A 24,936-nucleotide genomic window follows, 5' to 3' on the forward strand; every position below is an offset into this window, starting at 1 on the left:
TGCACGGGGCTTGCCATACGAGAACAAAACATGTACATATTCGCCATCGGCTGCTTCATTGCCTATGCGGCTTCAATAACCTAAAGGTGGACCAGATGGCACAAAATTCTTTGCGGCTCGTAGAGGACAAATCGGTGGATAAAAGCAAGGCATTGGAAGCGGCGCTCTCGCAGATCGAACGGTCGTTCGGCAAGGGCTCGATCATGAAACTCGGCGCGAACGAGAGCGTGGTCGAAATCGAGACGGTTTCGACCGGGTCGCTGAGCCTCGACATCGCGCTTGGCATCGGCGGCCTGCCGAAGGGCCGTATCATCGAAATCTACGGACCGGAAAGCTCGGGCAAGACGACGCTTGCGCTGCAGACCATCGCGGAGGCACAGAAGAAGGGCGGCATCTGCGCCTTCGTCGACGCTGAACATGCGCTTGATCCGGTCTATGCCCGCAAGCTCGGTGTCGATCTTCAGAACCTTCTGATTTCCCAGCCCGATACTGGTGAACAGGCGCTTGAGATCACCGATACGCTGGTCCGTTCGGGTGCGATCGACGTGCTCGTCGTCGACTCGGTCGCAGCTCTGACGCCGCGGGCGGAAATCGAAGGCGAGATGGGCGACAACCTGCCGGGTCTTCAGGCACGTCTGATGAGCCAGGCGCTGCGCAAGCTGACGGCTTCGATTTCGAAGTCGCATACCATGGTCATCTTCATCAACCAGATCCGTATGAAGATCGGTGTCATGTTCGGTTCGCCGGAAACCACCACGGGCGGCAACGCGCTGAAATTTTACGCCTCGGTCCGTCTCGATATCCGCCGCATCGGCGCGGTCAAGGAGCGCGAGGAAGTGGTCGGCAACCAGACCCGCGTCAAGGTGGTCAAGAACAAGATGGCGCCGCCCTTCAAGCAGGTCGAGTTCGACATCATGTATGGCGAAGGCGTGTCGAAGACCGGCGAACTCGTCGACCTTGGCGTCAAGGCCGGAATCGTCGAGAAGTCGGGCGCCTGGTTCTCCTACAACAGCCAGCGCCTCGGTCAGGGCCGTGAAAATGCCAAGCTGTTCCTCAGGGACAATCCGTCGTTGGCGCAGGAGATCGAGATGGCGCTTCGCCAGAATGCCGGGCTGATTGCCGATCGCTTCCTGCAGAATGGCGGTCCGGACAGCGACGGCGGCGGCGACGGCGGCGACATGTAAATTTCCGGTTGCTCCTGCAGTTCGTCAGTTTTGCCGGCCATATCTCGGAAGAGGTATGGCCGGTTTTGCGTCGTGCGGCTGGACAGGGGGAATGGCGAACGATAAAAGCCATTGATTTTCGCGGATTGGCCGGATTCCGGCCTGAATGAAGGGCATGACATGAGCGGCGTGAACGACATCCGGTCGACTTTTCTCGATTACTTCAAGGCGAACGGCCACGAGACCGTGTCATCGAGCCCGCTCGTGCCGCGCAACGACCCGACGCTGATGTTCACCAATGCGGGCATGGTGCAGTTCAAGAACGTCTTCACCGGGCTCGAGCAGCGTCCCTATTCGACGGCCGCGACGGCCCAGAAATGCGTGCGCGCCGGCGGCAAGCACAACGACCTCGACAATGTCGGCTATACCGCGCGCCACCACACCTTCTTCGAAATGCTCGGCAACTTCTCCTTCGGCGACTATTTCAAGGAACGCGCCATCGAGCTCGCCTGGAACCTGATCACCAAGGAATTCGGCCTCGACCGCAAGCGCCTGCTGGTCACCGTCTACCACACCGACGACGAAGCCTTCGGACTGTGGAAGAAGATCGCCGGCCTGACCGACGACCGCATCATACGCATTCCGACCAGCGACAACTTCTGGGCCATGGGCGATACCGGTCCCTGCGGCCCGTGCTCCGAAATCTTCTATGACCACGGCGACCACATCTGGGGCGGACCGCCCGGTTCTCCGGAAGAGGACGGTGACCGCTTCATCGAGATCTGGAACCTCGTCTTCATGCAGTACGAGCAGATCACCAAGGAAGAGCGCGTGAACCTGCCGCGTCCGTCGATCGACACGGGCATGGGCCTCGAGCGCGTCGCAGCCGTGCTGCAGGGCCGTCACGACAACTACGACATCGATCTTTTCCGTGCCCTGATCGAGGCGTCCGTCGACCTGACCGGTGTTCCGGCGGAAGGCGAGCGCCGTGCCAGCCATCGCGTCATCGCCGACCACCTGCGGTCGTCGGCCTTCCTGATCGCCGACGGTGTGCTGCCGTCGAACGAAGGTCGCGGCTACGTCCTTCGCCGCATCATGCGCCGCGCCATGCGCCATGCCGAGCTGCTCGGCGCGCGCGAGCCGATCATCTACAAGCTCCTGCCGGTGCTCGTGCAGCAGATGGGCCGGGCCTATCCGGAACTCGTTCGTGCCGAGGCGCTGATCGCCGAGACGCTGAAGCTCGAGGAAACGCGCTTCCGCAAGACTCTCGAGCGTGGTCTTTCGCTGCTGTCGGACGCAACCGTCAATCTCCACAAGGGCGACAGCCTGGACGGCGAGACCGTCTTCAAGCTCTATGACACCTACGGCTTCCCGCTCGACCTGACGCAGGACGCGCTGCGCGCTCGCGGCATCGGGGTGGACATCACCGGTTTCAACGACGCCATGCAGCGCCAGAAGGCCGAAGCGCGCGCGCACTGGGCCGGCTCGGGCGACAAGGCGACCGAGACCATCTGGTTCGAGCTCAAGGAAAAGCACGGTGCGACCGAGTTCCTTGGCTACAGCTCCGAGACAGCCGAAGGTCAGGTCCAGGCGATCGTGCGGGACGGTGCAAGCGTCGAGAGCGCGTCCAAGGGCGAGACCGTTCAGATCATCGTCAATCAGACACCGTTCTATGGCGAGTCGGGTGGCCAGATGGGCGATGCGGGTCTCATCTCCACCGATGGCGCATCGGTGAGTGTTTCCGACACGCAGAAGAAGGGCGAAGGCCTCTTCGTCCATGCTGCGACGGTTGCCGAAGGCACGATCAAGGTCGGTGATGCGGTCATTCTGGCCGTCGATCATGAACGCCGTTCAAGGCTGCGCGCCAACCACTCCGCGACCCACTTGATCCACGAAGCACTGCGCGAAGTGCTCGGCACGCATGTGGCGCAGAAGGGTTCGCTGGTCGCGCCGGAACGCCTGCGTTTCGACGTATCGCATCCGAAGCCGATGTCCGCCGACGAACTCAAGGTCGTGGAAGAGATGGCGAACGCCATCATCGTGCAGAATTCGCCGGTAACCACGCGCCTGATGAGCGTCGACGATGCGATCGCAGAGGGCGCGATGGCGCTGTTTGGCGAAAAGTACGGCGACGAGGTCCGCGTCGTGTCCATGGGAACGGCGATCGACGGGCCGAAGGCCGGAAAGCCATACTCGGTCGAACTTTGCGGCGGTACGCATGTGGACGCGACCGGTGACATCGGGTTGGTGCGCATCCTCGGCGAAAGCGCTGTCGGGGCCGGCGTCCGGCGCATCGAGGCGCTGACGGGTGAAGCGGCGCGCGCTTACCTGGCCGACCAGGACGAGCGCGTGAAGCATCTCGCCTCGGCGCTGAAGGTCCAGCCGGCCGACGTCGTTTCGCGCGTAGAGGCGCTGGTCGACGAGCGTCGCAAGCTGGAGCGCGAACTGGCGGACGCCAAGCGCAAGCTCGCCATGGGCGGTGGGCAGGCAGCGGCCGACGATGCGGTCCGCGATGTGAACGGCGTTCGGTTCATCGGCAAGGTGCTGAATGGCGTCGATCCGAAGGACCTGAAGGGCCTGGCGGACGACGGCAAGGCTTCGCTCGGCTCGGGTGTCGTGACACTGATCGGTGTTTCCGAAGACGGCAAGGCAAGCGCGGTCGTGGCGGTGACGGCCGATCTGACCGGCAAGGTCAGCGCCGTCGATCTCGTGCGCATTGCCTCGGCGGCCCTCGGCGGCAAGGGTGGCGGCGGACGGCCTGACATGGCCCAGGCCGGCGGTCCGGACGGCGACAAGGCGGATGCGGCGATCGAGGCGGTGGCTGCGGCGCTGGCCGGCTAAGTCGTTCTTCGGAAATGTCCCGGTAACGTCGGGGCTGGCGACGCAAGAAAAAGTCCACTGAAAGCCGCGGGTCTCGCACCTGCGGCTTTTGCTTTTTCGAAGTCTTCATTCTTGCCTGCTAATTTGTTGGGCGTTTTCACCGAGGACGACCGGCGCTTGGCAAGTTTTCTCAGTCTGCCCACTCTCATGCTCTGCCTCTTCGCAGGCTGGACGACGGTGGCCGTCTTCATCACTTCGGTGTGGCTGGTCGAGCGCCGTCGTCACGAAATGGCTTCCTGGTCCGCCGGTTTCTGGTGCGGGGCGGTCGGCGTCCTGCTTCTGGCAATGCGCGACCATGGCCCCGACGTTCTGACCTATGGCTTCGGCAATGCGCTGGTGCTGGCCTGTGTCGGGCTGCTGTGGATCGGCTTCCGCGCCTTCGATCGGCAGCCGTATTCCTTGCTGCTTGGGCTGGCGGGAGCGGCCGGCTGGATCGCGACCTATCTGTTCGTTCCGCGCTTCTCCGCTGACATCAATCTCCGCGTGATTGCCATTTCGCTCCTCATCGCGGGCTACTCCCTCGAGATCGCACGGACGGCATGGGCAGGCCGGGCCTCCGAGCCGCTTCCGTCGCGAGCATTGGTGGCGGGCTTCTTCGCCAGCCACGCCCTCATCTATCTCGCCCGCATCCCCATGGTGTTCGTCCAGCCGCTCACCTCGGCCTTGGATGCCGGCCGCACGTCGTGGAACGCGATCGTGACCTTCGAACTCTTCGTGCATGCGATCTTTGCCGGCATGGCTGTCTTCGCCCTGATCCGCGAACGGGCAACTTACCGCTACAAGATCGCGTCCGAGATCGATTCGTTGACGGGCGTGCTCAATCGCGGTGCTTTCCTGTCGCGGGTTATCGAGCAAACGGCCGCGAGCCGATCGGGAGGGGCGCTCGCGCTCCTCGACGTCGATCATTTCAAGCGCCTCAACGATACCCATGGCCATGGAGCCGGTGACGCAGCGCTTGCGGCACTCGGGCGCAGGGTGTCCGGAATGTTGCCCGTTGGGGCCATCTTGGGGCGGATAGGCGGCGAGGAGTTCGCGATCTACCTGCCGCGGGTAACACGCGGGGAGGCTGAGGCCCTGGCGGAGGAAATCCGCGGTTCGGTCGGCGCCATGCGTATCGCGTGGGAGGGCCAGGCATTGTCGCTGACGGTCAGCGTCGGCCTCTGTCCGCTTGCCAGCGGTGTGCGTGACGTGAGTGCGCTGCTCGCCGTCGCCGACCGTGCCCTTTATGCGTCGAAGCGGGCCGGACGAAACCGCACAACCACCTTCGAGGCGAGCACCGGCGAAGGCGCGCTGCCTGATGACCAACATGCAATCCACGGCTTTGGGATGTCGGGCTGACGATCAGCCCCGCGCGGCGGCAATTCGGCGCCGTGCCTCTTCGATGGTGGAGACGAAGTTCACATCGGGAGCGTTGACCTCGTGGGTTTCCAGCATGCGTCGCAATTCCACGCCGGCACCGGCAATGTAGACCGTGACCCCGGCGTGGCGGGCCTTGCGGATCGTGCCGGCGATGACGTTAGCGGCCGTCGAATCCATGAAGGACACGCCGGAACAGTCCAGCACGAAGTGATGGTAACGGTCGGCTATGCGATCGAGGACGGCGCCCACGGTCGCGGCCGCGCCGAAGAAGAAGGCCCCGCCGAGACGGTAGACCACCGTATCGGCATCGGTGTTGTCGAGCGGGCGTTCGGGCTCGTCGTCATGCTGGGCGACCGTGACACTCTTGCCCATGCGATCGATGAAGAGCAGGGCGCCGAGCACAAAGCCGACGATGATGCCCTCCGTCAGGTCGCGGAACACTACGAGCAGGAAGGTGACGAGCAAGACGACGGCGTCGCCGCGCGACGAGCGGATGAGCGCGGCGAAGGCCGGGCGCTCGATCATGTTCCAGGAAACGATGGCCAGCACTCCGGCAAGGGCGGCGAGCGGTATGTAGCTTGCGAGCGGCGCGGCGATCGCCATGAACAGCAGGAGGAACAGGGCGTGCAACATGCCGGAAACCGGGCTCGTGCCGCCGGCGCGGACATTTGTCGCGGTCCGGGCGATGGTGCCGGTCACGCAGATGCCGCCGAACAGTGCCGAGCCGATGTTGGCGACACCCTGGGCAATCAGTTCGACGTTCGAGCGGTGGCGCCGGCCGGTCATGCCGTCGGCAACCACCGCCGAGAGCAGGGATTCGATCGCGCCAAGGAGTGCGAAGGCGATCGCATCGGGGAGAACGGCGACCGCGAGATCCGGGGTGACATGCGGCACTTGTGGCAATGGCAGGCTGCGCGGGATGCCGCCGAAGCGCGTGCCGATCGTCGCGATGTCGAGGCCGAGGAGCGCGGTTGCGGCCGACGCGACGGTGACGGCGATCAGCATGCCGGGCCAGGTCGGTCGCAATTTGCGAAGCAGAAGGATGAGGCCGACCGTCAAGGCGGCGATCGCTGCGGCTGCCGGGTTGAGGGTCGGCAATGCGGCCGCCAGAACCGGTAGCTTCTCGATGAGCGGTCCGGGTTCCTTTACCGCAAGGCTCAGGCCGAAGAGTTCGCTGATCTGGCTGGCGAAGATGATGACGGCGATGCCCGCCGTGAAGCCGACGGTCACCGGATAGGGAATGAACTTGACGTAGTCGCCGAGCTTCAGGGCGCCGGCAAGCATCAGGAAGCCGCCGGCCATCATCGTCGCAAGGATCAGCCCCTCGATGCCGTGGAGCGCCGCCGTGCTCGCGACGAGAACAATGAATGCACCGGCCGGACCGCCGATCTGGTGGCGGCTGCCGCCGAGAAGCGAGACGAGGAAGCCGCCGATGATTGCGGTGTAAAGGCCCCGGTCGGGCGTCACGCCGGATGCGATCGCGATCGCCATGGACAGCGGCAAAGCGACGATCGCGACGGTCAGGCCTGCAAGTGCATCCGCCCGCAGACGGGCAACGGAGTAGCCTTCGGTGATGACGCTGACTGTCTTCGGGGTGAAGTCGAGGCTCATGGGCGATCGCTCTGGCGGGTTGCGGAGGATACAGTCTGAACTCGCCTCCAGTCTTATCCTGAGTCTTGGCGGCGTCCAAACGGCGGATCCTGAGACGGACAGCGCCCAAAGAGCGCAGGATTTGTCAAATCGATCCATGCTCCCGTACCTCTGCATCGACGGCGACATCGAGGAAAGGAAGTTCCATGCAGAACGGCGCGATCTGGGCGACCTACGAGGCCAGGCTGCGGCGGGTGTCGTCCCATATCTACGGGCATCTGGACGAGGATCTGGACATGGATCGCCTGGCCGAGATCGCCTGCCTGTCGCCCTATCATTGGCACCGCATCTATCAAGCGGTGCACGGGGAAAGCACGGCCCAGACGGTCAAGCGCCTGAGACTGCACCGCGCCGCCGGAGACCTCTCCTCAAGCGAGCTTGCCGTCGCGGTGATCGCCAGGCGCTGCGGCTATCCCAATGTCCAGTCGTTCAGCCGGATCTTCAAATCCGTCTACGGCCTGCCGCCGGGGCTCTATCGCAAGAGGGGCAGCCACGCGAACTTCGATCCCCTGCACTCGCAAAGGAACCAAGGCATGTTCGACGTGACCATCAGAGATTTCCCAACCCAAACCCTCGTCGCGCTTTCGCATCGAGGCTCCTACATGGCCATTGGCAAGGCGTTCGAGCAATTGATCGGCACGCTGTGCGCCCGCCAGCAGTTCAATCCGCAAGGACGCATGGTCGGTGTCTATCTCGACGATCCGGAGGGGGTGGCGGAGGCGGATCTGCGCGCCTATGCCTGTCTCACCGATCACGCTTCGACGGAAACAGCGCCGCCGCTCGAAACCGTCGTTCTTGATCCCGGCCAATGTGCGGTGCTGCGTCACAAAGGCCCCTATGCCGATATGCGGTCTGCCTATCGCTGGCTCTATGGGGAATGGTTGCGCAACTCCGGTCGCGAGGTCGCGGACCGGCCGGTGTTCGAGATTTATCTCAACAATCCGCGCGAGGTGGCGCCGACCGAGCTTTTGACCGAGATCTGCCTGCCGCTCGAATGAGGAGAGAAGGCCGGTGCTTCAGCCGTCGGTCTTCATTTGCGCGATCAGGCCATTGTCGATCTCGCTGGCGCGGACATGGGCCGGACGGGCACTCAGTCTGGCGAAATAGTCGACAAAGGCCGGGCGCTTTTCGATGGAGCCGAACTGCATGCTCCAGCCGATCTGCGCGCCGACATAGACATCGGCGGCGCTGAACGTGTCGCCGGCGATGTAGGGGGTCGCCGAGACGGCCCGCTCCAGCGTGTCGAGCATGGCGTCCCTGCTCCCATACCCGACCATGGTACGGCGCTCGTCCGGCACGACGAAGCCGAGCACATGGTTGGTCAGGACAGTTTCTAGAGGCCCGGCGGTGAAGAACAGCCAGCGATAATAGGCGCCGCGCGCATCGGTCGCGGGCGCCAGACCAGCCGTTGGAAAGGCATCCGCCAGATAGGCGCAGATCGCCGCTGTCTCGGTGACGACCGTGTCTCCGTGCCTGATCGACGGCACCTTGCCGAGCGGGTTGAGCCCAAGATAGTCGGGCGCTTTCATGGTGCCGCCAAAGCTCAGGACTTCCGTCCGGTAGGGAGCGCCGATTTCCTCGAGCATCCAGCGGACAATGCGGCCGCGTGACATGGGGTGGGTATAGAAGACGAGTTCGGACATGGGGACCTCCTTGAATTGCGCAATACTTGGCGGCGCTCGCGGGACCATAACCGCATCCGCCCATGGCTTCCGTGTCTAGCGTCACTTGTTGTCATTTCTTGACAGCATAAAAAAACCCGGCGCGGTGGCCGGGTTTTTCGAGCTTGTGGAGAATGGCGATCAGGCAGTCATGGCCTTCTTCAGGTTTTCGTCGACCTTGTCGAGGAAGGCGGTGGTGGAGAGCCACGGCTGGTCCGGACCGATGAGCAGCGCCAGGTCCTTGGTCATGAAGCCACTCTCGACGGTGTCGACGCAGACCTTTTCGAGCGTCGTTGCGAAGCGGGCGAGCTCGGCGTTGTCGTCCAGCTTGGCGCGGTGGGCGAGGCCACGGGTCCAGGCGAAGATCGAGGCGATCGAGTTGGTCGAGGTTTCCTGACCCTTCTGGTGCTGGCGGTAGTGGCGCGTGACCGTGCCGTGGGCGGCTTCGGCCTCGACGGTCTTGCCATCGGGGGTGAGGAGAACGGAGGTCATCAGGCCGAGCGAGCCAAATCCTTGAGCAACGGTGTCGGACTGAACGTCGCCGTCGTAGTTCTTGCAGGCCCAGACGTAGCCGCCGGACCACTTCAGCGCCGAGGCGACCATATCGTCGATCAGGCGGTGTTCGTAGATGATGCCGGCTTCGTCGAACCTGGCCTTGAATTCGGTCTGGTAGACTTCCTCGAAGATGTCCTTGAAGCGGCCGTCATAGGCCTTGAGGATGGTGTTCTTGGTCGACAGGTAAACCGGCCACTTGCGCATCAGGCCGTACATCATCGAGGCGCGCGCAAATTCGCGGATCGACTCGTCGAGGTTGTACATGGCCAGCGCCACGCCGGCGCCTGGAGCCTTGTAGACTTCCTTCTCGATGACTTCGCCGTCTTCGCCGACGAACTTGATGGTCAGCGTGCCCTTGCCCGGGAACTTGAAGTCGGTTGCCTTGTACTGGTCACCGAAGGCGTGACGGCCGACGACGATCGGCTTGGTCCAGCCGGGAACGAGGCGCGGAACGTTCTTGCAGATGATCGGTTCGCGGAAGATCACCCCGCCGAGGATGTTGCGGATGGTGCCGTTCGGCGACTTCCACATTTCCTTGAGGTTGAATTCCTTGACGCGGGCTTCGTCCGGCGTGATCGTCGCGCACTTGATGCCGACGCCGTGCTTCTTGATGGCGTTGGCGGCGTCGACGGTGACCTGGTCGTTGGTGGCGTCGCGGTTTTCGACCGAGAGGTCGTAGTATTCGATCTGCAGATCAAGATAGGGCAGGATCAGCTTTTCCTTGATGAACTGCCAGATGATGCGCGTCATCTCATCGCCGTCGAGATCGACGACCGGGTTGGCAACCTTGATCTTGTTCATGAGTATCCTCGCAGCTAGGGGGAGGGACGAGGGTCCCTGATTTGCGTATGGCTGGGCTATAGCATCCCGCTTCGGGAACGCAAAGCACCGAGCCCCCGCTGTAATGCCTTTTCGTTCACAAAATCATACCAACTTTGGCCGCATCCGGAACCTGCGGCCGCCTTGTGGTTTGGGCCGTCTCGGCTAGATTGCCGCCGAACGAATTCGCTTCTTTTCCAGGAACACGACCATGAAGTCTCTCGTCGCCGCCGCCGTGCTGATGCTTGCTGCGGGTACGGCCCTTGCAGCCGATCCGACCGCACCCGTCAGGGAGGTCATCGACGTGACGGCCGGCAACTGGAAAGCGGAGAACCCGACCTCCGAGGATGTCTTCAGCAAGGACCGCCTGGCCCGGCTCTTCAGTGCGGATTTCGCGGCTGCCTACGCCGAAGCATCGAAGCATCCCGCCTATGACCCGCCTGAAGGCGAGACGACGGGTTCTCCCTTCGACTACGATCCGATCGCCGGCGGCCAGGATGGTTGCCCGTTCGAGAATATCCGAGTCGAGGACGATGGTGACGGCCAGGTCACGGCTCTCTTCAACAACATGGCCTGCATGGGTGACGATCCCGCCAACAAGGAAGACAGGGTGCTGATCTTCCACGTGCAGGAAGAAGGCGGGCGTCCGGTCATCGACGATCTCTATGTGGTGGTTGATGGCAATTCCGGCGAGTCCTTCAAGGACGAGCTCCGCAAGATCGCGGCCGATTGAGCGGCATCGGCTGGAAACGAGTGAAAGAGGAACCCGCCATGAAGGTGATCAAGACCCTGGCGACTGCCTGCGGGCTTTGCCTTCTCTCCGGTGCCGCGGCCCTTGCCAACGAGCCGGCCGATCCGGTCCGGGTGCTGATGGAGATGGCGAGCTACAATGCCGGCGTCGAGCCGAATGCGAAGGCCGTCTACGACGACTATTTTTCGGCCGGCATGCTGCTCAACTATTTCAGCCAGGGTTTTGTCGAGGCCTATGGTGCGGCGCTCCTGGCAAGCAAGCGAGCTCATGATAACATGCTTCTCGATTATGACCCGGTGATCGGCGGCCAGGACGGCTGCGTGCCCAAGGACGTCGTCTATGGCAAGCCGGAGGTGAAGGGCGCCTCGACCGAGGTGCTCGTCGGGTTCAAGCGTAACTGGTGCTATGAAGGTGAATACGAGGGCAAGGACGAGGTGACAGAGGTGATCTATCGGCTCGTCCAGGAAGATGACGAAGTCGGCGAGAAGCGCTTCGTGATTGACGACATCCACTTCGTCAACGACGTGCCGTTGCGCGCCGAACTGGAAGCGCTGGCAAAAGGAAGACGATCCCAACCTGCCGGAGACCATCCATGAAGCTTTCTGTCCTTGTGCTCGGCTTCGCGCTGATCGGTGGCCTGGCGGAAGCCGGGCAGCCGCAGGACCCGGTGGTGACATTGATGAAGGTCGCCGACGGCATCGAGGGAAACAGCGAGGTGACCGACTATTTCGACGAGGTGCTGCTGAACTCGATCTACAGCAAGAGTTTTTCGCAGGTCTATCGCATGGCGGCGCTGTCGGACCAGCTGCTCGACCTGCAGGGCGTCATGACCGGTCAGGACGAGGTCGTCGTCAGCCAGGATCCATGTGAGATGAAGGACCTGAAGATCGTCGCCGGCAAGGCGAAGGGCGCCGTCGTGCCGGTGGAGGTCTTCTTCGACGTTTCTTCCTGCTGGGGCCACAAGCCCGATATGACGCAGCCTGCGCTGCGGTTCCATGTCGTCGAGCAAGACGGGCGCTATGTCATCGACAACTTCTGGAACAGCGATTACCAGAACGGCGATCCCGAAACGTCCGTGAAGGCACGCTTTGCCTCGCTGGTGAAGGACAACGTCGACATGATGGTGAAGGGCGTCGGCAACGAGGAATAGGCCTCTTGCCCTTTGCGTCTAAGCGATTTTGTGCGAATGGGAGCCCGCAATTCCGTTTGAGGGCACACAATGGCAGGCACCAACAGCGAACGCGTACTTCTGGCCGAGGGACCGGCGATCATCCTCGTCGAGCCGCAACTCGGCGAGAATATCGGCATGGTCGCCCGGGCCATGGCCAATTTCGGCCTTTCCGAGCTGCGCCTCGTCAATCCGCGTGACGGCTGGCCGAGTGAGAAAGCGCGTTCCGCTGCCGCCAAGGCTGACCATGTGATCGACGGAACGCGCGTCTTTGAGACGCTTGAGGAGGCGATCGCCGACCTGAACTTCGTCTATGCGACCACGGCCCGCGAGCGTTACGGCTACAAACCGGTCCGTGCCCCTGTCGTTGCCGCCCAGACGTTGCGGGCGAAGTTCACGGCGGGGGAAGGCACCGGTATTCTGTTCGGCCGCGAGCGCTGGGGCCTGACCAACGAGGAGGTTGCACTCGCCGACGAGATCGTGACCTTTCCGGTCAATCCGGCCTTCGCGTCTCTCAACATCGCCCAGGCCGTGCTTCTGATGTCATATGAGTGGATGAAATCCGGGATCGAGGACCTGACCGACGTGGCCTTCCAGCCGCTCGAACAGAGCCCGGCCACCAAGGAGCAGCTATTCGGCCTGTTCGATTTCGTCGAGGAGGCGCTCGATGCGCGCGGTTATTTCCGTCCGGAAGGCAAGAAGCCGAAGATGATCGACAATCTGCGCGCCGTGCTGACACGTCGCGCCTTCACCGAGCAGGAAATCAGCATTCTTCGCGGGGTTTTCGCCACATTCGACCGTTACAGCCGCAAGAATCCGCGCGGCAGCGCAGGGGCTGGCGCGGGCAAGGGGGCAGACGGGGCGGATGATGCTGCAGACGGGGAATGAACTGAAGCCGGTGCTGGTTTTCGACAGCGGCATCGGCGGTCTCACGGTGTTGCGCGAGGCACGGGTGCTGATGCCGGAGCGCGGCTTCATCTACGTCGCCGACGATGCCGGCTTTCCCTATGGCGGCTGGGAAGAGGCGCCGCTCCGGCGGCGTATCCTCGATCTCTTCGGTGATCTGCTTCGCACCTATCAGCCGGAGGCGGTTATCGTCGCCTGCAACACGGCCTTCACGCTTGCCGGGACGGATCTTCGCCATGCCTTTCCGGACATGCGGTTCATCGGCACGGTGCCGGCCATCAAGCCGGCCGCGGAACGCACCCGTTCGGGTCTCGTTTCGGTGCTTGCGACGCCGGGAACGGTGAAGCGTGCCTATACCCGCGATCTCATCCAGTCCTTTGCCGCGAAATGCCATGTTCGGCTCGTCGGTTCGGAAAACCTGGCGCGGATGGCGGAGGCCTATATCCGGGGTGAGTCGGTGGCGGACGAGGCGGTGCTGGCCGAGATCGCCCCTTGCTTCGTCGAGAAGGACGGCGCGCGGACAGACATCGTGGTGCTTGCCTGTACGCACTATCCCTTCCTCGCCAACGTCTTTCGCAAGCTAGCGCCTTGGCCGGTCGACTGGCTCGACCCGGCGGAAGCGATTGCACGGCAGGCGCGGCGGCTCGTCCCGCTCGTCGATGGGGCCGAACATCCGGAAGGTTTTGATTTCGCCGTCTTCACTTCCGGCAACCCGGATTTCTCGACCCGCCGCCTGATGCAGGGTTTCGGCCTCAGCACCACGATCTTGCCGAGCAAGGCTATCGCTCCCTAAATCTGTGCCTTGTATTTGGAAAGCGACGCACAATCATGGTAGAGGTCTTTACCCGACGCCTGAACGGTGCCGGTTCACAGGAGCCCTGATCTCATTTGCTTACTGAAATTTTGATCGTTGCCTTTCTCACCGTATTGAATGGTGTTCTGGCTATGTCGGAGATGGCCGTTGTTTCCTCGCGCACGGCGCGCCTCAAGGTGCTGGCCGAACAGGGAAACCGGGGCGCCACCATCGCCATGCGGCTCGCCGAAGAGCCGGGCCGTTTCCTGTCGACCGTCCAGATCGGCATCACCCTTGTCGGCGTGCTCTCGGGCGCCTTTTCCGGCGCCACGCTCGGTGCCCGTCTTTCGTCCTGGCTGCAGTTGCAGGGCCTTTCCGAGGGCATGGCGAGTGCACTCGGCGTCGGTTCCGTCGTCGTCGCCATCACCTATCTTTCGCTGATCGTCGGCGAACTGGTCCCCAAGCAGATCGCCCTTCGCAATCCCGAAGCGGTCGCCTCACGCGTCAGCACGCCCATGCTGGTTCTTTCCAAGATCTCGGCACCGCTCGTCTGGCTGCTCGACAATTCCGGCCGGGCACTCCTGATGCTGCTCGGTCAGCATGGCGCCTCCGCCGGAACGGTTACAGACGAGGAGATCAAGACGGTTCTCGCCGAAGCGCAGAGTGCGGGCGTCATTGAGAACGAGGAATCGGCGATGATTTCGGGCGTCATGCGGCTTGCCGACCGTACGGCACGCGGCCTGATGACGCCGCGCCGCGATGTCGAAGTTCTGGACGTTGACGACACGCTGGAGGAAATCCGCGTCAAGCTGCGCAGCGCTGCCCATTCGCGCCTGCCGGTGCGTTCGGGCGATTCCGACGAGATCATCGGCGTGCTGTTCGCCAAGCGGATCTATGACGCGATCGCGCTTGGTTCCGACTTCGACATCCGCGAACACCTGAGCGAAGTGCCGATCGTGTCGGATCTGGCGAGTGCGGTGGACGTCATTCAGGCGATCCGCAAGACGCCGCTGCACATGGTTCTCGTCTACGACGAATACGGTCATTTCGAAGGCATCATCACCTCGGGCGACATTCTGGAGGCCATCACCGGCGTGTTCCAGGAACATGAGGACGAGGAGCCCTCCGTGGTGCAGCGCGCGGATGGCTCCTACCTGGTGGCGGGCTGGACGCCGATCGACGAATTCGTCGAACGCATCCGCATTCCGGTCGAGAACGATCCGGATTTTACCACGGTCGCCGGTTTCGTCATCGCCGAGCTCAAACGGATCCCCGATCTCGGCGAAAGCTTCGAGACCAACGGCTGGCGCTTCGAGGTCATCGACCTCGACGGCCGGCGGATCGACAAGCTGCTGGTCTCCCGGGTGGTCGAATCGGTCGGCTGAGCGGCCAATCGCCTGTGGGTTAACGATTTCGGCTAGCGCAAAGGCCTCGCGTCTTTGCTAGGAAATGAGGTGGTTCGCGCATGTGCGGGCGGCCAGGGTCAGAGAATCGGAGAGGTTGGCAGTTGAAGGTCGGAATCGATATGGGAACGGTGTCGGGCGGTGAGCCGGCCAAGCTCGATATCGAGGAGCTTCTGGCCACGCGTCTTCTCGTCCAGGGCAATTCCGGATCCGGCAAGTCCCACCTCCTGCGGCGGCTGCTCGAGCAGTCGGCGCAATGGGTTCAGCAGGTGATCATCGACCCGGAAGGGGACTTCGTCACCCTGTCCGACCGCTATGGCCATGTCGTGGTGGATGGCGAGCGCACGGAAGCCGAGCTGGCGGGCATCGCCAACCGCATCCGCCAGCACCGGGTTTCCTGCGTGCTCACCCTCGAAGGGCTGGACATCGAACAGCAGATGCGGGCGGCGGCAGCGTTCCTCAACGGCATGTTCGACGCCGAGCGCGAATATTGGTTCCCCGTCCTCGTGGTGGTCGACGAAGCGCAGATGTTTGCGCCGTCGGTCGGCGGTGACGTTTCCGAAGACGCGCGCAAAATGTCGCTCGGCGCCATGACCAACCTGATGTGCCGCGGCCGCAAACGCGGACTTGCCGGCGTGATCGCCACGCAGCGCCTTGCCAAGCTTGCGAAGAACGTCGCGGCCGAGGCCTCGAACTTCCTGATGGGTCGTACTTTCCTCGACATCGACATGGCGCGTGCCGCCGACCTGCTCGGCATGGACCGACGCCAGGCGGAAATGTTCCGCGACCTCAAGCGCGGCAATTTCGTCGCGCTCGGCCCGGCCCTATCGCGCCGACCGTTGCCGATCGTCATCGGCGCGGTCGAGACCTCCGCGCGTTCATCGAGCCCGATGCTCATGCCGCTGCCGGACGCCCCGCAGGATGTCGAGGATCTGATCTTCACGCCGGATCCCGAGGAATTCACACGGCCGATCGTCAGGCGTGCACCGCCTGCACCGCGCCCGACGACGGATATCCTCTCCGAACTGTCGCGCTCGACGCCAGTCGCAAGCCAGCCGGCAGCAGGCGAGAGCCGGACAAGCGGACCGGAAATGTCGGCAGAGGAGCGCGAGGAGCGGCTCGCCGCGGTCCTTGCCGAAATCCTCGGCGATCCTCAGGCTGCCTACCGGACCGATTCGGTGCTCTACCAGGAGTTCCTGGTGCGCGCCCGCATGCGGCGTGTGACCGGGCCGCCGATGGCCATGGGCGAGTTTCGCCGGCGGGTGGCGATCGCCCGTTCGGGCGTCGACGAGGAGACCGCCGCGGGCGAGGGTTGGCAGACCGCGCTTTCGCTGTCTGCACGCGTTTCCGATGACCTTCAGGGCGTCTTCCTGCTGATGGCGAAGGCGGCCCTCCGAGGCGAAGCCTGTCCGTCCGACCAGCGCATCGCCAAGGCCTATGGCACGCATTCGGCCCGTCGGGCTCGCCGACTGCTCGGGTATTTCGAGGAACAAAGCCTGATCATCGTGCACACCGATTTCGCCGGTAAGCGCATCGTCGCGTTCCCTGATCTTCAGGCCGAGACGGCGCCCGGCGATCCGAATGCGGTCGAGGACGACGGTAGCCAGCACGCAGCCGAATAAGGCCCGCCGCCGGTTGGTCCCTGCCTATGCCGGACGTCTGGCTATGACGGCGAGCCATTCGGTCGGTTGTCCGTCATAGGCGCCGCCTTGCCAGCTCTCGACGCGGATTTGCTCCCAGGGTCCGTTGGTTCTCCAGAGCTCCTCGAGTTCCAGCCGGCTCGGATAGTTGTAGCGGCGCCCGAGCCTGTCTTCGCCTTCGGCCTCTCCCGCCTTGAAGCTTGCCCAGACATGGCCGCCGGGCTTCAATGCCTTGTAGATGCGGTCGATGATGTCAGGCAGTTCGTGGCGCGGCGCATGCAGCAGGGAGGCATTCGCATAGACGGCGTCATAAACGCCTTCGGCATCGAGTTCTGTGAACAGCAGGATGCGCACCGGCTGGCCGATCAGACGCTCGGCAAAACGAGCGAGTTCGGGGGAGCCGTCTGTCGCATCGACGCGAAATCCGGCACGCAGCATTTCGTCGGCGTCCCTGCCGCTGCCCGTGCCGAGTTCGAGGATGTGGCTTTCGGGTGCCAGCAGCCGAAGGAATGCCGCAAGGCGCGGACTTGGCCGGCTCTGCGCCGCGTAGGTCTCGGCGTTGCGTGCATAGAAGTCGAGCGTCTTGTCCGTCATCGTCCGCCTTGCCCTGGTCCGCCTCGAGGATTTCCCGCCTTAGCCCGGCGTGCGCTCCTCCCAGACCTTTACCAGTTCGATGATGGTCTGCACCGATTTTTCCATATCCTGAACGCTCACCCACTCGAGAGGCGAGTGATAGGCGTGGCCGCCAGTATAGATGTTGGGGCAGGGCAGGCCCATGAAGGACAGGCGTGAACCGTCGGTGCCGCCGCGAATGCTGTGGCGCACCGGTTCCAAGCCGACGCGACGCACAGCCTCGACGAGGTTGTCGACCACCTCGGGATGGCGATCCAGCACGACCTTCATGTTGCGGTACTGCTCCTTGACCTCGAAGGTGAAAGTGGAACCCGGATAATCCTTCAGGACGTCCCGGGCGATCTCGGCGAGCAGCGCTTCCTTGACGGCGAGGCCCTGATCGTCAAAGTCGCGGATGATGAAACCAAGGCTTGCGCTTTCCATCGAACCGGTGATGTCGGTCGGGTGGATGAAGCCCTGCCGCCCTTCCGTCGTCTCCGGAGCGAGCTCACGGGGGAGCCGGGCGACGATGGCGCCGGCGATCTTGATGGCATTTTCCATCTTGCCCTTGGCGGTGCCGGGATGCATGGGGACGCCGGTGATGGTGATGTCCACTCCGTCGGCCGAGAAGGTCTCGTCCTCGATCTCGCCCACTGTACTGCCGTCAAGCGTGTAGCCGAATTCGGCGCCAAGCTTCTTCAGGTCCACCTTGTCTGCGCCGCGCCCGATCTCTTCGTCGGTGGTGAACAGCACTTTGACGGTCCCGTGCGGGATCTCGGGATGGGCCACGAGACGGGCAATGGCCGTCATGATCTCGGCGATACCCGCCTTGTCGTCAGCGCCCAGCAGGGTCGTGCCGTCGGTGGTGACGATGTCATGACCGATCTGATCGGCAAGCTCGGGGTGGTCGGCGACACGGATCACCTGGGTTGTATCTCCGATCAGCCGGATGTCGCCGCCGCCATAGTTGCGGACGATCTGTGGCTTCACGCCGGTGCCGGTGAAATCGGGCGCCGTGTCCATGTGGGAGCACAGGCAGATGACCGGCACGTCTTTCGCCACGTTGGAGGCGAGCGTCGCATAGACGTTGCCGTGCTCGTCCATATGGGCGTCGCCGAGGCCGATCTGCAGGAGTTCCTCGACCAGCAGTCGGCCGAGATCCTTCTGCTTTTCCGTCGATGGCTGGGTGTCGGACGAGGGATCCGATTGGGTGTCGATGACGACATAGCGAAGAAGGCGGTCGAGGACGGTATCGGTCATGATAACTCCGATCTGAGGGCGCGCCTCATCAGCTATACCGATCGGGGGGCATTCCGGAAATGGGTTGTCGCAGATCGTCGGTCGACGTGGAATGCGAACGGGCCATAAACGCGCCTCGAATGAGGGCAGGGCGACCCGGAAGTCGCTCTGCCTTTGTCGTCTCTTGCCCGTTCTCGCCTCGCCGGCCTCTATTCCTGCGGCAGAGCCTTCGCCGCGGCCTTGGCTTCGCCGCGGGTTGCCCAGAGCGAGCCCAGGATGCCGGCACCCAGGATACCGAGGGTGACGCCGAGCGAGATCACTGGCGGGATCTTGGCGAGACCCAGCATGTCGGCGACGAAGATCTTCGAGCCGATGAAGATCAGCACCACGGAGAGGGCATACTTCAGATAGGTAAAGCGATGGATGAGCGCCGAGAGCGCAAAATAGAGCGCGCGCAGGCCGAGGATCGCGAAGATGTTCGAGGTGTAGACGATGAAGGGATCGGTGGTGATCGCAAAGACCGCCGGGATCGAATCGACGGCAAAGACCAGGTCGGCGAGCTCAACCATGACCAGCGCCAGGAAGAGCGGCGTCACATAGGTCTTCATCCGGCCCGTGATCAGATCCTCGCGCCTGACGAAGAAATGATGCCCATCGAGCTTTTCAGTGACTGGCAGGTGTCGGCGCAGAAAGCCGAGGATGGGGTTGTTCGATACGTCATATTCCTTGTCTGCCGTCAGCAGCATCTTGATGCCAGTGACAACCAGGAAGGCCGCGAAGATATAGAGAACCCAGTGATAGTTCTCGACGATCGAAGCGCCCGCAGCGATCATGATGCCGCGCAGCACGATGACGCCGAGAATGCCCCACAGGAGAACGCGGTGCTGGTAGGCGCGGGGGATGGCGAAATAGCCGAAGATCATGGCGATGACGAAGATATTGTCCATCGCCAGACTCTTCTCGACGACGAACCCCGTCAGGTATTCAAGGCCCGCCTGCTGGCCGGACTGCCACCAGACCCAGCCGCCGAAGGCAAGACCGAGCGACATGTAGAATGCGGAGAGGAGAAAGCTTTCACGAATGCCGATCTCGGCGCTCTTTTTATGCAGGACGCCGAGGTCGAGAGCGAGTAGTACGATGACAAGGGCCAGGAAGGAGAGCCACATCCAGACGGCGGTCCCCAGAAAGTCTGTCCAAAGAAAATCCATCAAGGGTTTCCTTTGCCGGAACGGTTGTTGATCGCAGCTCCGACATCACGGGAATCCGGCACTCGCGTCAGAGGGGCCCGGTGCTGCGTTTCCCGGAAATGGTTGCTGGCTCGAATAGTTCAAGGATCCGCCGTTGACTTTCGCGTGATCTGCCGCTAATGACCCCGCTAACGCCGGGCCGTAACGCCCGGTGTTTCTTTTGACATGTCCCGTGGCTCTTTCCATACGCTTTATGTGAGAGGCCTGTCAGAGCTTCCAAAATGGAGTTCAGAGGAGGGCGTGTTTCCTTGATCCAGTTTGGCAACAAACTGGTGTAACCTGTTGTAAAGGAAATGCGATGAGCAAGCGCGCTGCATCCAAGTACAAAATCGATCGCCGCATGGGCGAAAACATCTGGGGCCGTCCGAAGTCCCCGGTAAACCGTCGCGAATACGGCCCGGGCCAGCACGGCCAGCGCCGCAAGGGCAAGCTTTCGGACTTCGGCGTGCAGCTGCGCGCCAAGCAGAAGCTGAAGGGCTACTACGGCGACCTGCGCGAAAAGCAGTTCCGCGCCACCTACGACGAAGCCAACCGCCGCAAGGGTGACACCTCGGAGAACCTGATCGGTCTGCTCGAATCGCGTCTCGACGCGATCGTCTACCGTGCCAAGTTCGTACCGACCGTCTTTGCTGCCCGTCAGTTCGTCAACCACGGCCACGTCACCGTCAACGGCATCAAGGTCAACATCGGCTCGTACCGCTGCAAGGCCGGCGACGTGATCGAAGTTCGCCAGAAGTCGAAGCAGCTGGTCACCGTTCTCGAGTCGGTTCAGCTCGCTGAGCGTGACGTTCCGGACTACATCGAAGTCGACCACAACAAGATGGTTGCCACCTTCGTTCGCGTTCCGGGCCTGTCGGACGTTCCGTACGCCGTCGTCATGGAACCGCAGCTGGTCGTCGAATTCTACTCGCGCTAATCAGTGCGAGACCGGATTGTGGAAAGCCGCCCCTCGGGGCGGCTTTTTCTATTTGCGCCGCAACATTTCGCGGCGATTATGTCGTGCGGCATCGAGCTGCAAGAGGATGGATATGGACCTTCAGGCGATCGTTGACGACATCGTGCGCGAGCTCGGACCCCGTCTCGGCGAGGGCAAGGTCGCCGATTACATTCCTGAGCTTGCCAAGGTGGATCCGAAACAGTTCGGCATCGCCATCACCACTGTGGACGGCGACGTCTTTACGGCGGGCGATGCGGCAACGCCGTTTTCCATACAGAGCGTCTCCAAGGTGTTCATGCTGACGCTGGCGCTGGGCAAGGCCGGTGAGGCCATCTGGAAGCGTGTCGGCCGCGAGCCCTCGGGCACGGCCTTCAATTCGATTGTACAACTCGAGCACGAGCACGGCATTCCGCGCAATCCCTTCATCAATGCCGGCGCGATCGTCGTCTGCGACATGGTGCTCGCCGGCCACAAGCCGAAGGAGGCGATCGGCGAGGTGCTGCGCTTCGTCCGCTATCTCGCGGACGACGAGACGATCAGCATCGACGGTGCCGTCGCGAAGTCGGAAACGAAGACCGGCTACCGCAACTACGCACTGGCCAATTTCATGCGGTCGTTCGGCAACCTGGATCACGACGTCGACCATGTTCTCGGCGTCTACTTCCACCAGTGCGCGCTGTCGATGACCTGTGCCCAGCTGTCGCGGGCCGGCCTGTTCCTGGCTGCAAAGGGTGCCGATCCGATCAGTGGCTATTCGGTCGTCTCGCCCAAGCGGGCGCGGCGCATCAATGCGCTGATGCTGACCTGCGGTCACTATGACGGTTCGGGCGACTTCGCCTTCCATGTCGGCCTGCCCGGCAAGAGCGGTGTCGGCGGCGGCATCCTGGCGATTGCACCGGGCAAGGCGTCGATCGCGGTGTGGTCACCGGGCCTCAACAAGGTCGGCAATTCGGCGCTGGGCTCCGTTGCGCTCGAAATGCTGGCGAGCCGCACCGGCTGGTCGGTATTCGGGGCTTGATCTTGGCGGATGAACCGGGCATTGGCAGGGCGCGCCTGCGCGCGCCCGTGGAGCCTTGATGCCATGACCCTTTCGCCCGCCGAATTCGCCGCCGATCTCGCCACAGACGAGGATGACGCTTCCGCCGATGCGGCCGGTGTCCATCCGGTCTTTGCCGCCGCGCCGCGGTCCGTCGGCTTCAACAAGCTGCGCAAGCGCCTGATCCGTCAGGTCCGGCAGGCGATCACCGACTTCGACATGCTGAAGGGCCAGAAGCGCTGGCTGGTCGGCCTTTCGGGCGGCAAGGATTCCTACGGCCTGCTTGCCCTTCTGCTCGACCTGCAATGGCGGGGTCTGCTTCCTGTCGAGCTTGTCGCCTGCAATCTGGACCAGGGACAGCCGAATTTCCCGAAGGACGTGCTGCCGGACTATCTAGCCTCGATCGGGGTGAAGCACCGGATCGAATATCGCGACACCTATTCGGTGGTGAAGGAAAAGGTGCCGACGGGGGGCACCTATTGTTCGCTGTGCTCGCGCCTGCGTCGCGGCAACCTCTACCGGGTGGCGCGGGAGGAGGGATGCGATGCGCTGGTGCTCGGCCATCATCGCGAAGACATTCTGGAGACCTTCTTCATGAACTTCTTCCATGGCGGGCGCCTGTCTGCCATGCCGGCGAAGCTTCTCAACGACGAGGGCGACCTGATGGTGCTCCGGCCGCTCGCCTATGCGGCCGAAGAGGACCTTGCCCGTTTCGCCGCGGCGATGGCGTTCCCGATCATCCCTTGTGATCTCTGCGGTTCACAGGACGGTCTCCAGCGCAATGCGATGAAGGAGATGCTGGCCGGCATCGAGGCCCGGATGCCCGGGCGCAAGGACGCGATGCTGCGGGCGCTCGGCCATGTCGATCCGTCGCATCTGCTCGATCCCCGGCTTTTCGATTTTTCCTCCCTTCTTCCGACAAAGGACGGCTGACAATGGCAGAACTCGACATCGCGGCGCTTGCCAATGCGCTGCAGGAAGCAGCCGCAACGGAGATCCTACCGCGTTTCCGCAATCTCGGTGACGGCGACGTGCGCATGAAGACGGATGCAATCGACCTCGTGACGGAGGCCGATGAGGCGGCAGAGCGGCTGGTCCGGGCACGGATTGCCGAGATCATGCCCGATGCCGTCTTCATCGGCGAAGAAGCGGTCGCCGCCGATCCGGCACTGCTCGACACACTGGCCGATGCGGAGCTTGCCGTGATCGTCGATCCGATCGACGGAACGTTCAACTATGCCGCGGGCCTACCGCTGTTCGGCGTCATGCTGAGCGTGGTGGCAAAGGGCGAGACCGTGGCCGGGATCATCTACGATCCGATGGGCAATGACTGGCTGATCGCGGAGAAGGGTTCCGGCGCCTGGCTCTGCGGTGCCAACGGTTCGCAAGTGCAGATGGCGGTCGCGCCGGCGGTCCCCCTCAACCAGATGGTCGGCATTGCCGCGATGACCTACATGGACACCGAGAACAAACGCAAGATCCTCGGCAACCTGGCCGAAGTGCGCATGTTCACCAGCTATCGTTGCTCGGCCCACGAATACCGCACCTTTGCGGCCGGGCACCTGCATTTTCTCATGTACAAGAAGCTGATGCCCTGGGATCACCTGGCCGGCACCCTGATCTCCCAGGAGGCGGGCGCCTATGTGGCTCGTCTCGACGGGTCGCCCTACCTGCCACACAATTTCGACGGCGGCTTGTTGCTTGCGCCAGACCGCGAGAGCTGGACCGAACTCCGCGAGAAGGTCTTCACGATCTAGTCGCCGACAAAGCGGCAACGAAAAAAAGCGCGGGAACCGGTGGTTCCCGCGCTTTTTCATCGGCGGATAACTTTTCAGGCGCGCGGGTTCTGCTGGCGGAAGAGGACGCCGCGTTCGCCGATCAGGACAAAAACCAGGCCGATCAACGAAACGGTGAAATAGCCGGCGACCATCGGCAAGGCCGTGCCGTTATAGGCCTGGCCGATCGCGGCTCCGATCAGAGATCCGCCGGTCGTGCCCATGAAGCCGAGTACCGAGGATGCTGTACCCGCGACATGGCCCAGCGGCTCCATTGCCAGCGAGTTGAAGTTCGAGCCGATCCACCCGAACTGGAACATGGCCAGGGCGAAGAAGGTGATGAATAGCGCGAACGGCATCGGCTGGGGGCCGAGCACCTGGGCCAGCAGCCAGACGAAGGTGATGGCGATGAAGCCGACCAGCGATGCATGGGAGAGGCGCCGCATCCCGAAACGGCCGACCAGTCGCGCGTTCACGAAGGAAGACAGCGACATGAACAGGGCCACGGCCGCGAAGGCGACCGGGAACCAGACGCCGAGGCCGTAGATGCCGACATAGATCTGCTGTGCCGAGTTGATGAAACCGAACAGTGCTCCGAAGATGAACGTGCTGGCGATCGTGTAGCAGAGCGCGATGCGATCGGTCAGGACGATGCGGAAGCCGCCGATGATCGAGGAGACAGTGAACGGCCGCACGTCCTTCGGCGCCAAGGTCTCGGGCAAGCGAGCGAACATCCAGAGGCTCACCAGTGTTGCGGCGACCGCCATGAAGACGAAGATCCAGTTCCAGTGACCCATCAACATGATGACCTGACCGGTGCCCGGTGCGATGACCGGGATAACCATGAAGACCATCATGATGAGCGACATGACTTCGGCCATCTGACGGCCGCCGTAGACGTCGCGGACGATGGAGACGGTGATGACACGCGTCGCCGCCGAACCGAGGCCCTGGATGAAGCGCAGGACCAGAAGGGTGCCAAACGACGGCACCATGACCATTGCGAGTGCAGACACGATATAGATTGCGAGACCGAACAGCATCGGCTTGCGGCGGCCGAAGCGGTCGGCGATCGGCCCGTACAGAAGCTGCGCCAGACCGAAACCGATGAGGTAGGCCGAAACCACGTATTGCCGGTGGTTTTCATTGGTCACGTTCAGAGCGCTGCCAATCTCCTGGAGGCCCGGCAGCATGATGTCGATTGCGAGCGCGTTGAGGGACATCAGGAAAGCCATCATCGCGATGAACTCGACCCGTCCCATTCCCCGCAAACCGACGGGTGGTGACTGTAACGTTGTAGACATTGTTCAATACCTGAAAACAGACAGAAGGCGTTGCTCGA

Annotated in this window: 22 protein-coding genes; 15 read left to right on the forward strand and 7 right to left on the reverse strand. The window is 62.8% G+C overall.

Features of this window, described 5'->3' with window-relative positions; translation table 11 throughout:
- Positions 1–95: 95 nt before the first annotated feature.
- The 3 genes from recA to ACX93L_RS05165 all read left to right on the forward strand — a co-directional run bounded on the left by recA (position 96) and on the right by ACX93L_RS05165 (position 5,381).
- A complete protein-coding gene (gene recA / locus ACX93L_RS05155; RefSeq protein WP_169587641.1) occupies positions 96–1,184 on the forward strand; it encodes a recombinase RecA in 1,089 nt (362 codons plus the stop codon).
- A 159-nt stretch (positions 1,185–1,343) separates the two neighbouring features.
- Positions 1,344–4,004 (forward strand): alanine--tRNA ligase, encoded by a 2,661-nt coding sequence (gene alaS, locus ACX93L_RS05160; protein WP_459403831.1) that lies wholly within the window; start codon positions 1,344–1,346, stop codon positions 4,002–4,004.
- Between the two features lie 156 nt (positions 4,005–4,160).
- The gene (locus ACX93L_RS05165; RefSeq protein ID WP_459403832.1) at positions 4,161–5,381 is read left to right on the forward strand and encodes a GGDEF domain-containing protein; all 1,221 of its coding nucleotides are present in this window, start codon (positions 4,161–4,163) and stop codon (positions 5,379–5,381) included.
- Positions 5,382–5,384: 3 nt separating this feature from the next.
- On the opposite strand, the gene ACX93L_RS05170 is transcribed toward ACX93L_RS05165, so the two are convergent.
- On the reverse strand, positions 5,385–7,013 hold the full coding sequence (locus tag ACX93L_RS05170; protein WP_459403833.1) for a SulP family inorganic anion transporter: 1,629 nt from the start codon (positions 7,011–7,013) through the stop codon (positions 5,385–5,387).
- 185 nt (positions 7,014–7,198) lie between these two features.
- Between ACX93L_RS05170 and ACX93L_RS05175 the strand changes: the two genes are divergently transcribed.
- Complete coding sequence (locus ACX93L_RS05175; protein ID WP_459403834.1) at positions 7,199–8,050, forward strand: AraC family transcriptional regulator; 852 nt, start codon at positions 7,199–7,201, stop codon at positions 8,048–8,050.
- A gap of 18 nt (positions 8,051–8,068) precedes the next feature.
- On the opposite strand, the gene ACX93L_RS05180 is transcribed toward ACX93L_RS05175, so the two are convergent.
- Both ACX93L_RS05180 and ACX93L_RS05185 read right to left on the reverse strand, forming a co-directional pair.
- Positions 8,069–8,695: a glutathione S-transferase family protein gene (locus tag ACX93L_RS05180; protein WP_459403835.1), complete on the reverse strand. Its 627-nt coding sequence runs from the start codon at positions 8,693–8,695 to the stop codon at positions 8,069–8,071.
- 159 nt (positions 8,696–8,854) lie between these two features.
- Positions 8,855–10,069 carry an NADP-dependent isocitrate dehydrogenase gene (locus ACX93L_RS05185; protein ID WP_169587652.1) on the reverse strand — a complete coding sequence of 405 codons (1,215 nt, stop codon included), beginning with the start codon at positions 10,067–10,069 and terminating at the stop codon, positions 8,855–8,857.
- Positions 10,070–10,298: 229 nt separating this feature from the next.
- Here ACX93L_RS05185 and ACX93L_RS05190 point away from each other — a divergent pair, with 229 nt between their 5' ends.
- The 7 genes from ACX93L_RS05190 (at position 10,299) to ACX93L_RS05220 (ending at position 16,730) form a co-directional block, all read left to right on the forward strand.
- Positions 10,299–10,820: a hypothetical protein gene (locus tag ACX93L_RS05190; RefSeq protein WP_459403836.1), complete on the forward strand. Its 522-nt coding sequence runs from the start codon at positions 10,299–10,301 to the stop codon at positions 10,818–10,820.
- A 38-nt stretch (positions 10,821–10,858) separates the two neighbouring features.
- Positions 10,859–11,434 (forward strand): hypothetical protein, encoded by a 576-nt coding sequence (locus ACX93L_RS05195; RefSeq protein ID WP_459403837.1) that lies wholly within the window; start codon positions 10,859–10,861, stop codon positions 11,432–11,434.
- Positions 11,431–11,988, forward strand: a complete 558-nt coding sequence (locus tag ACX93L_RS05200) for a hypothetical protein (protein ID WP_459403838.1) — start codon at positions 11,431–11,433, stop codon at positions 11,986–11,988. The genes ACX93L_RS05195 and ACX93L_RS05200 overlap by 4 nt, the downstream gene beginning before the upstream one ends.
- Positions 11,989–12,057: 69 nt before the next feature.
- On the forward strand, positions 12,058–12,894 hold the full coding sequence (locus ACX93L_RS05205) for an RNA methyltransferase (RefSeq protein ID WP_459403839.1): 837 nt from the start codon (positions 12,058–12,060) through the stop codon (positions 12,892–12,894).
- Positions 12,875–13,705 (forward strand): glutamate racemase, encoded by an 831-nt coding sequence (gene murI / locus ACX93L_RS05210; RefSeq protein WP_459404145.1) that lies wholly within the window; start codon positions 12,875–12,877, stop codon positions 13,703–13,705. The genes ACX93L_RS05205 and murI overlap by 20 nt, the downstream gene beginning before the upstream one ends.
- A gap of 110 nt (positions 13,706–13,815) precedes the next feature.
- Positions 13,816–15,090, forward strand: coding sequence for a hemolysin family protein (locus tag ACX93L_RS05215; RefSeq protein ID WP_459404146.1), 1,275 nt, complete (start codon positions 13,816–13,818; stop codon positions 15,088–15,090).
- Positions 15,091–15,212: 122 nt separating this feature from the next.
- A complete protein-coding gene (locus ACX93L_RS05220; RefSeq protein WP_459403840.1) occupies positions 15,213–16,730 on the forward strand; it encodes a helicase HerA domain-containing protein in 1,518 nt (505 codons plus the stop codon).
- Positions 16,731–16,754: 24 nt separating this feature from the next.
- On the opposite strand, the gene ACX93L_RS05225 is transcribed toward ACX93L_RS05220, so the two are convergent.
- The 3 genes from ACX93L_RS05225 to ACX93L_RS05235 all read right to left on the reverse strand — a co-directional run bounded on the left by ACX93L_RS05225 (position 16,755) and on the right by ACX93L_RS05235 (position 19,807).
- Positions 16,755–17,342: a class I SAM-dependent methyltransferase gene (locus ACX93L_RS05225; RefSeq protein WP_459403841.1), complete on the reverse strand. Its 588-nt coding sequence runs from the start codon at positions 17,340–17,342 to the stop codon at positions 16,755–16,757.
- A 39-nt stretch (positions 17,343–17,381) separates the two neighbouring features.
- Positions 17,382–18,620 (reverse strand): peptidase T, encoded by a 1,239-nt coding sequence (pepT, locus tag ACX93L_RS05230; protein WP_459403842.1) that lies wholly within the window; start codon positions 18,618–18,620, stop codon positions 17,382–17,384.
- A gap of 188 nt (positions 18,621–18,808) precedes the next feature.
- Positions 18,809–19,807 carry a TerC family protein gene (locus tag ACX93L_RS05235; protein ID WP_459403843.1) on the reverse strand — a complete coding sequence of 333 codons (999 nt, stop codon included), beginning with the start codon at positions 19,805–19,807 and terminating at the stop codon, positions 18,809–18,811.
- Positions 19,808–20,144: 337 nt separating this feature from the next.
- Here ACX93L_RS05235 and rpsD point away from each other — a divergent pair, with 337 nt between their 5' ends.
- From rpsD to ACX93L_RS05255, 4 genes are all read left to right on the forward strand, one after another.
- Positions 20,145–20,762 carry a 30S ribosomal protein S4 gene (gene rpsD / locus ACX93L_RS05240; protein WP_459403844.1) on the forward strand — a complete coding sequence of 206 codons (618 nt, stop codon included), beginning with the start codon at positions 20,145–20,147 and terminating at the stop codon, positions 20,760–20,762.
- 112 nt (positions 20,763–20,874) lie between these two features.
- Positions 20,875–21,801: a glutaminase gene (locus ACX93L_RS05245; protein ID WP_459403845.1), complete on the forward strand. Its 927-nt coding sequence runs from the start codon at positions 20,875–20,877 to the stop codon at positions 21,799–21,801.
- A gap of 63 nt (positions 21,802–21,864) precedes the next feature.
- Positions 21,865–22,752 (forward strand): tRNA 2-thiocytidine(32) synthetase TtcA, encoded by an 888-nt coding sequence (ttcA, locus tag ACX93L_RS05250; RefSeq protein ID WP_459403846.1) that lies wholly within the window; start codon positions 21,865–21,867, stop codon positions 22,750–22,752.
- Positions 22,753–22,754: 2 nt separating this feature from the next.
- On the forward strand, positions 22,755–23,576 hold the full coding sequence (locus ACX93L_RS05255) for an inositol monophosphatase family protein (protein ID WP_459403847.1): 822 nt from the start codon (positions 22,755–22,757) through the stop codon (positions 23,574–23,576).
- A gap of 74 nt (positions 23,577–23,650) precedes the next feature.
- On the opposite strand, the gene ACX93L_RS05260 is transcribed toward ACX93L_RS05255, so the two are convergent.
- Positions 23,651–24,856: a multidrug effflux MFS transporter gene (locus ACX93L_RS05260; protein WP_459403848.1), complete on the reverse strand. Its 1,206-nt coding sequence runs from the start codon at positions 24,854–24,856 to the stop codon at positions 23,651–23,653.
- Positions 24,857–24,936 lie beyond the last annotated feature (80 nt).

The organism is Rhizobium sp. CAU 1783 (assembly GCF_054551725.1).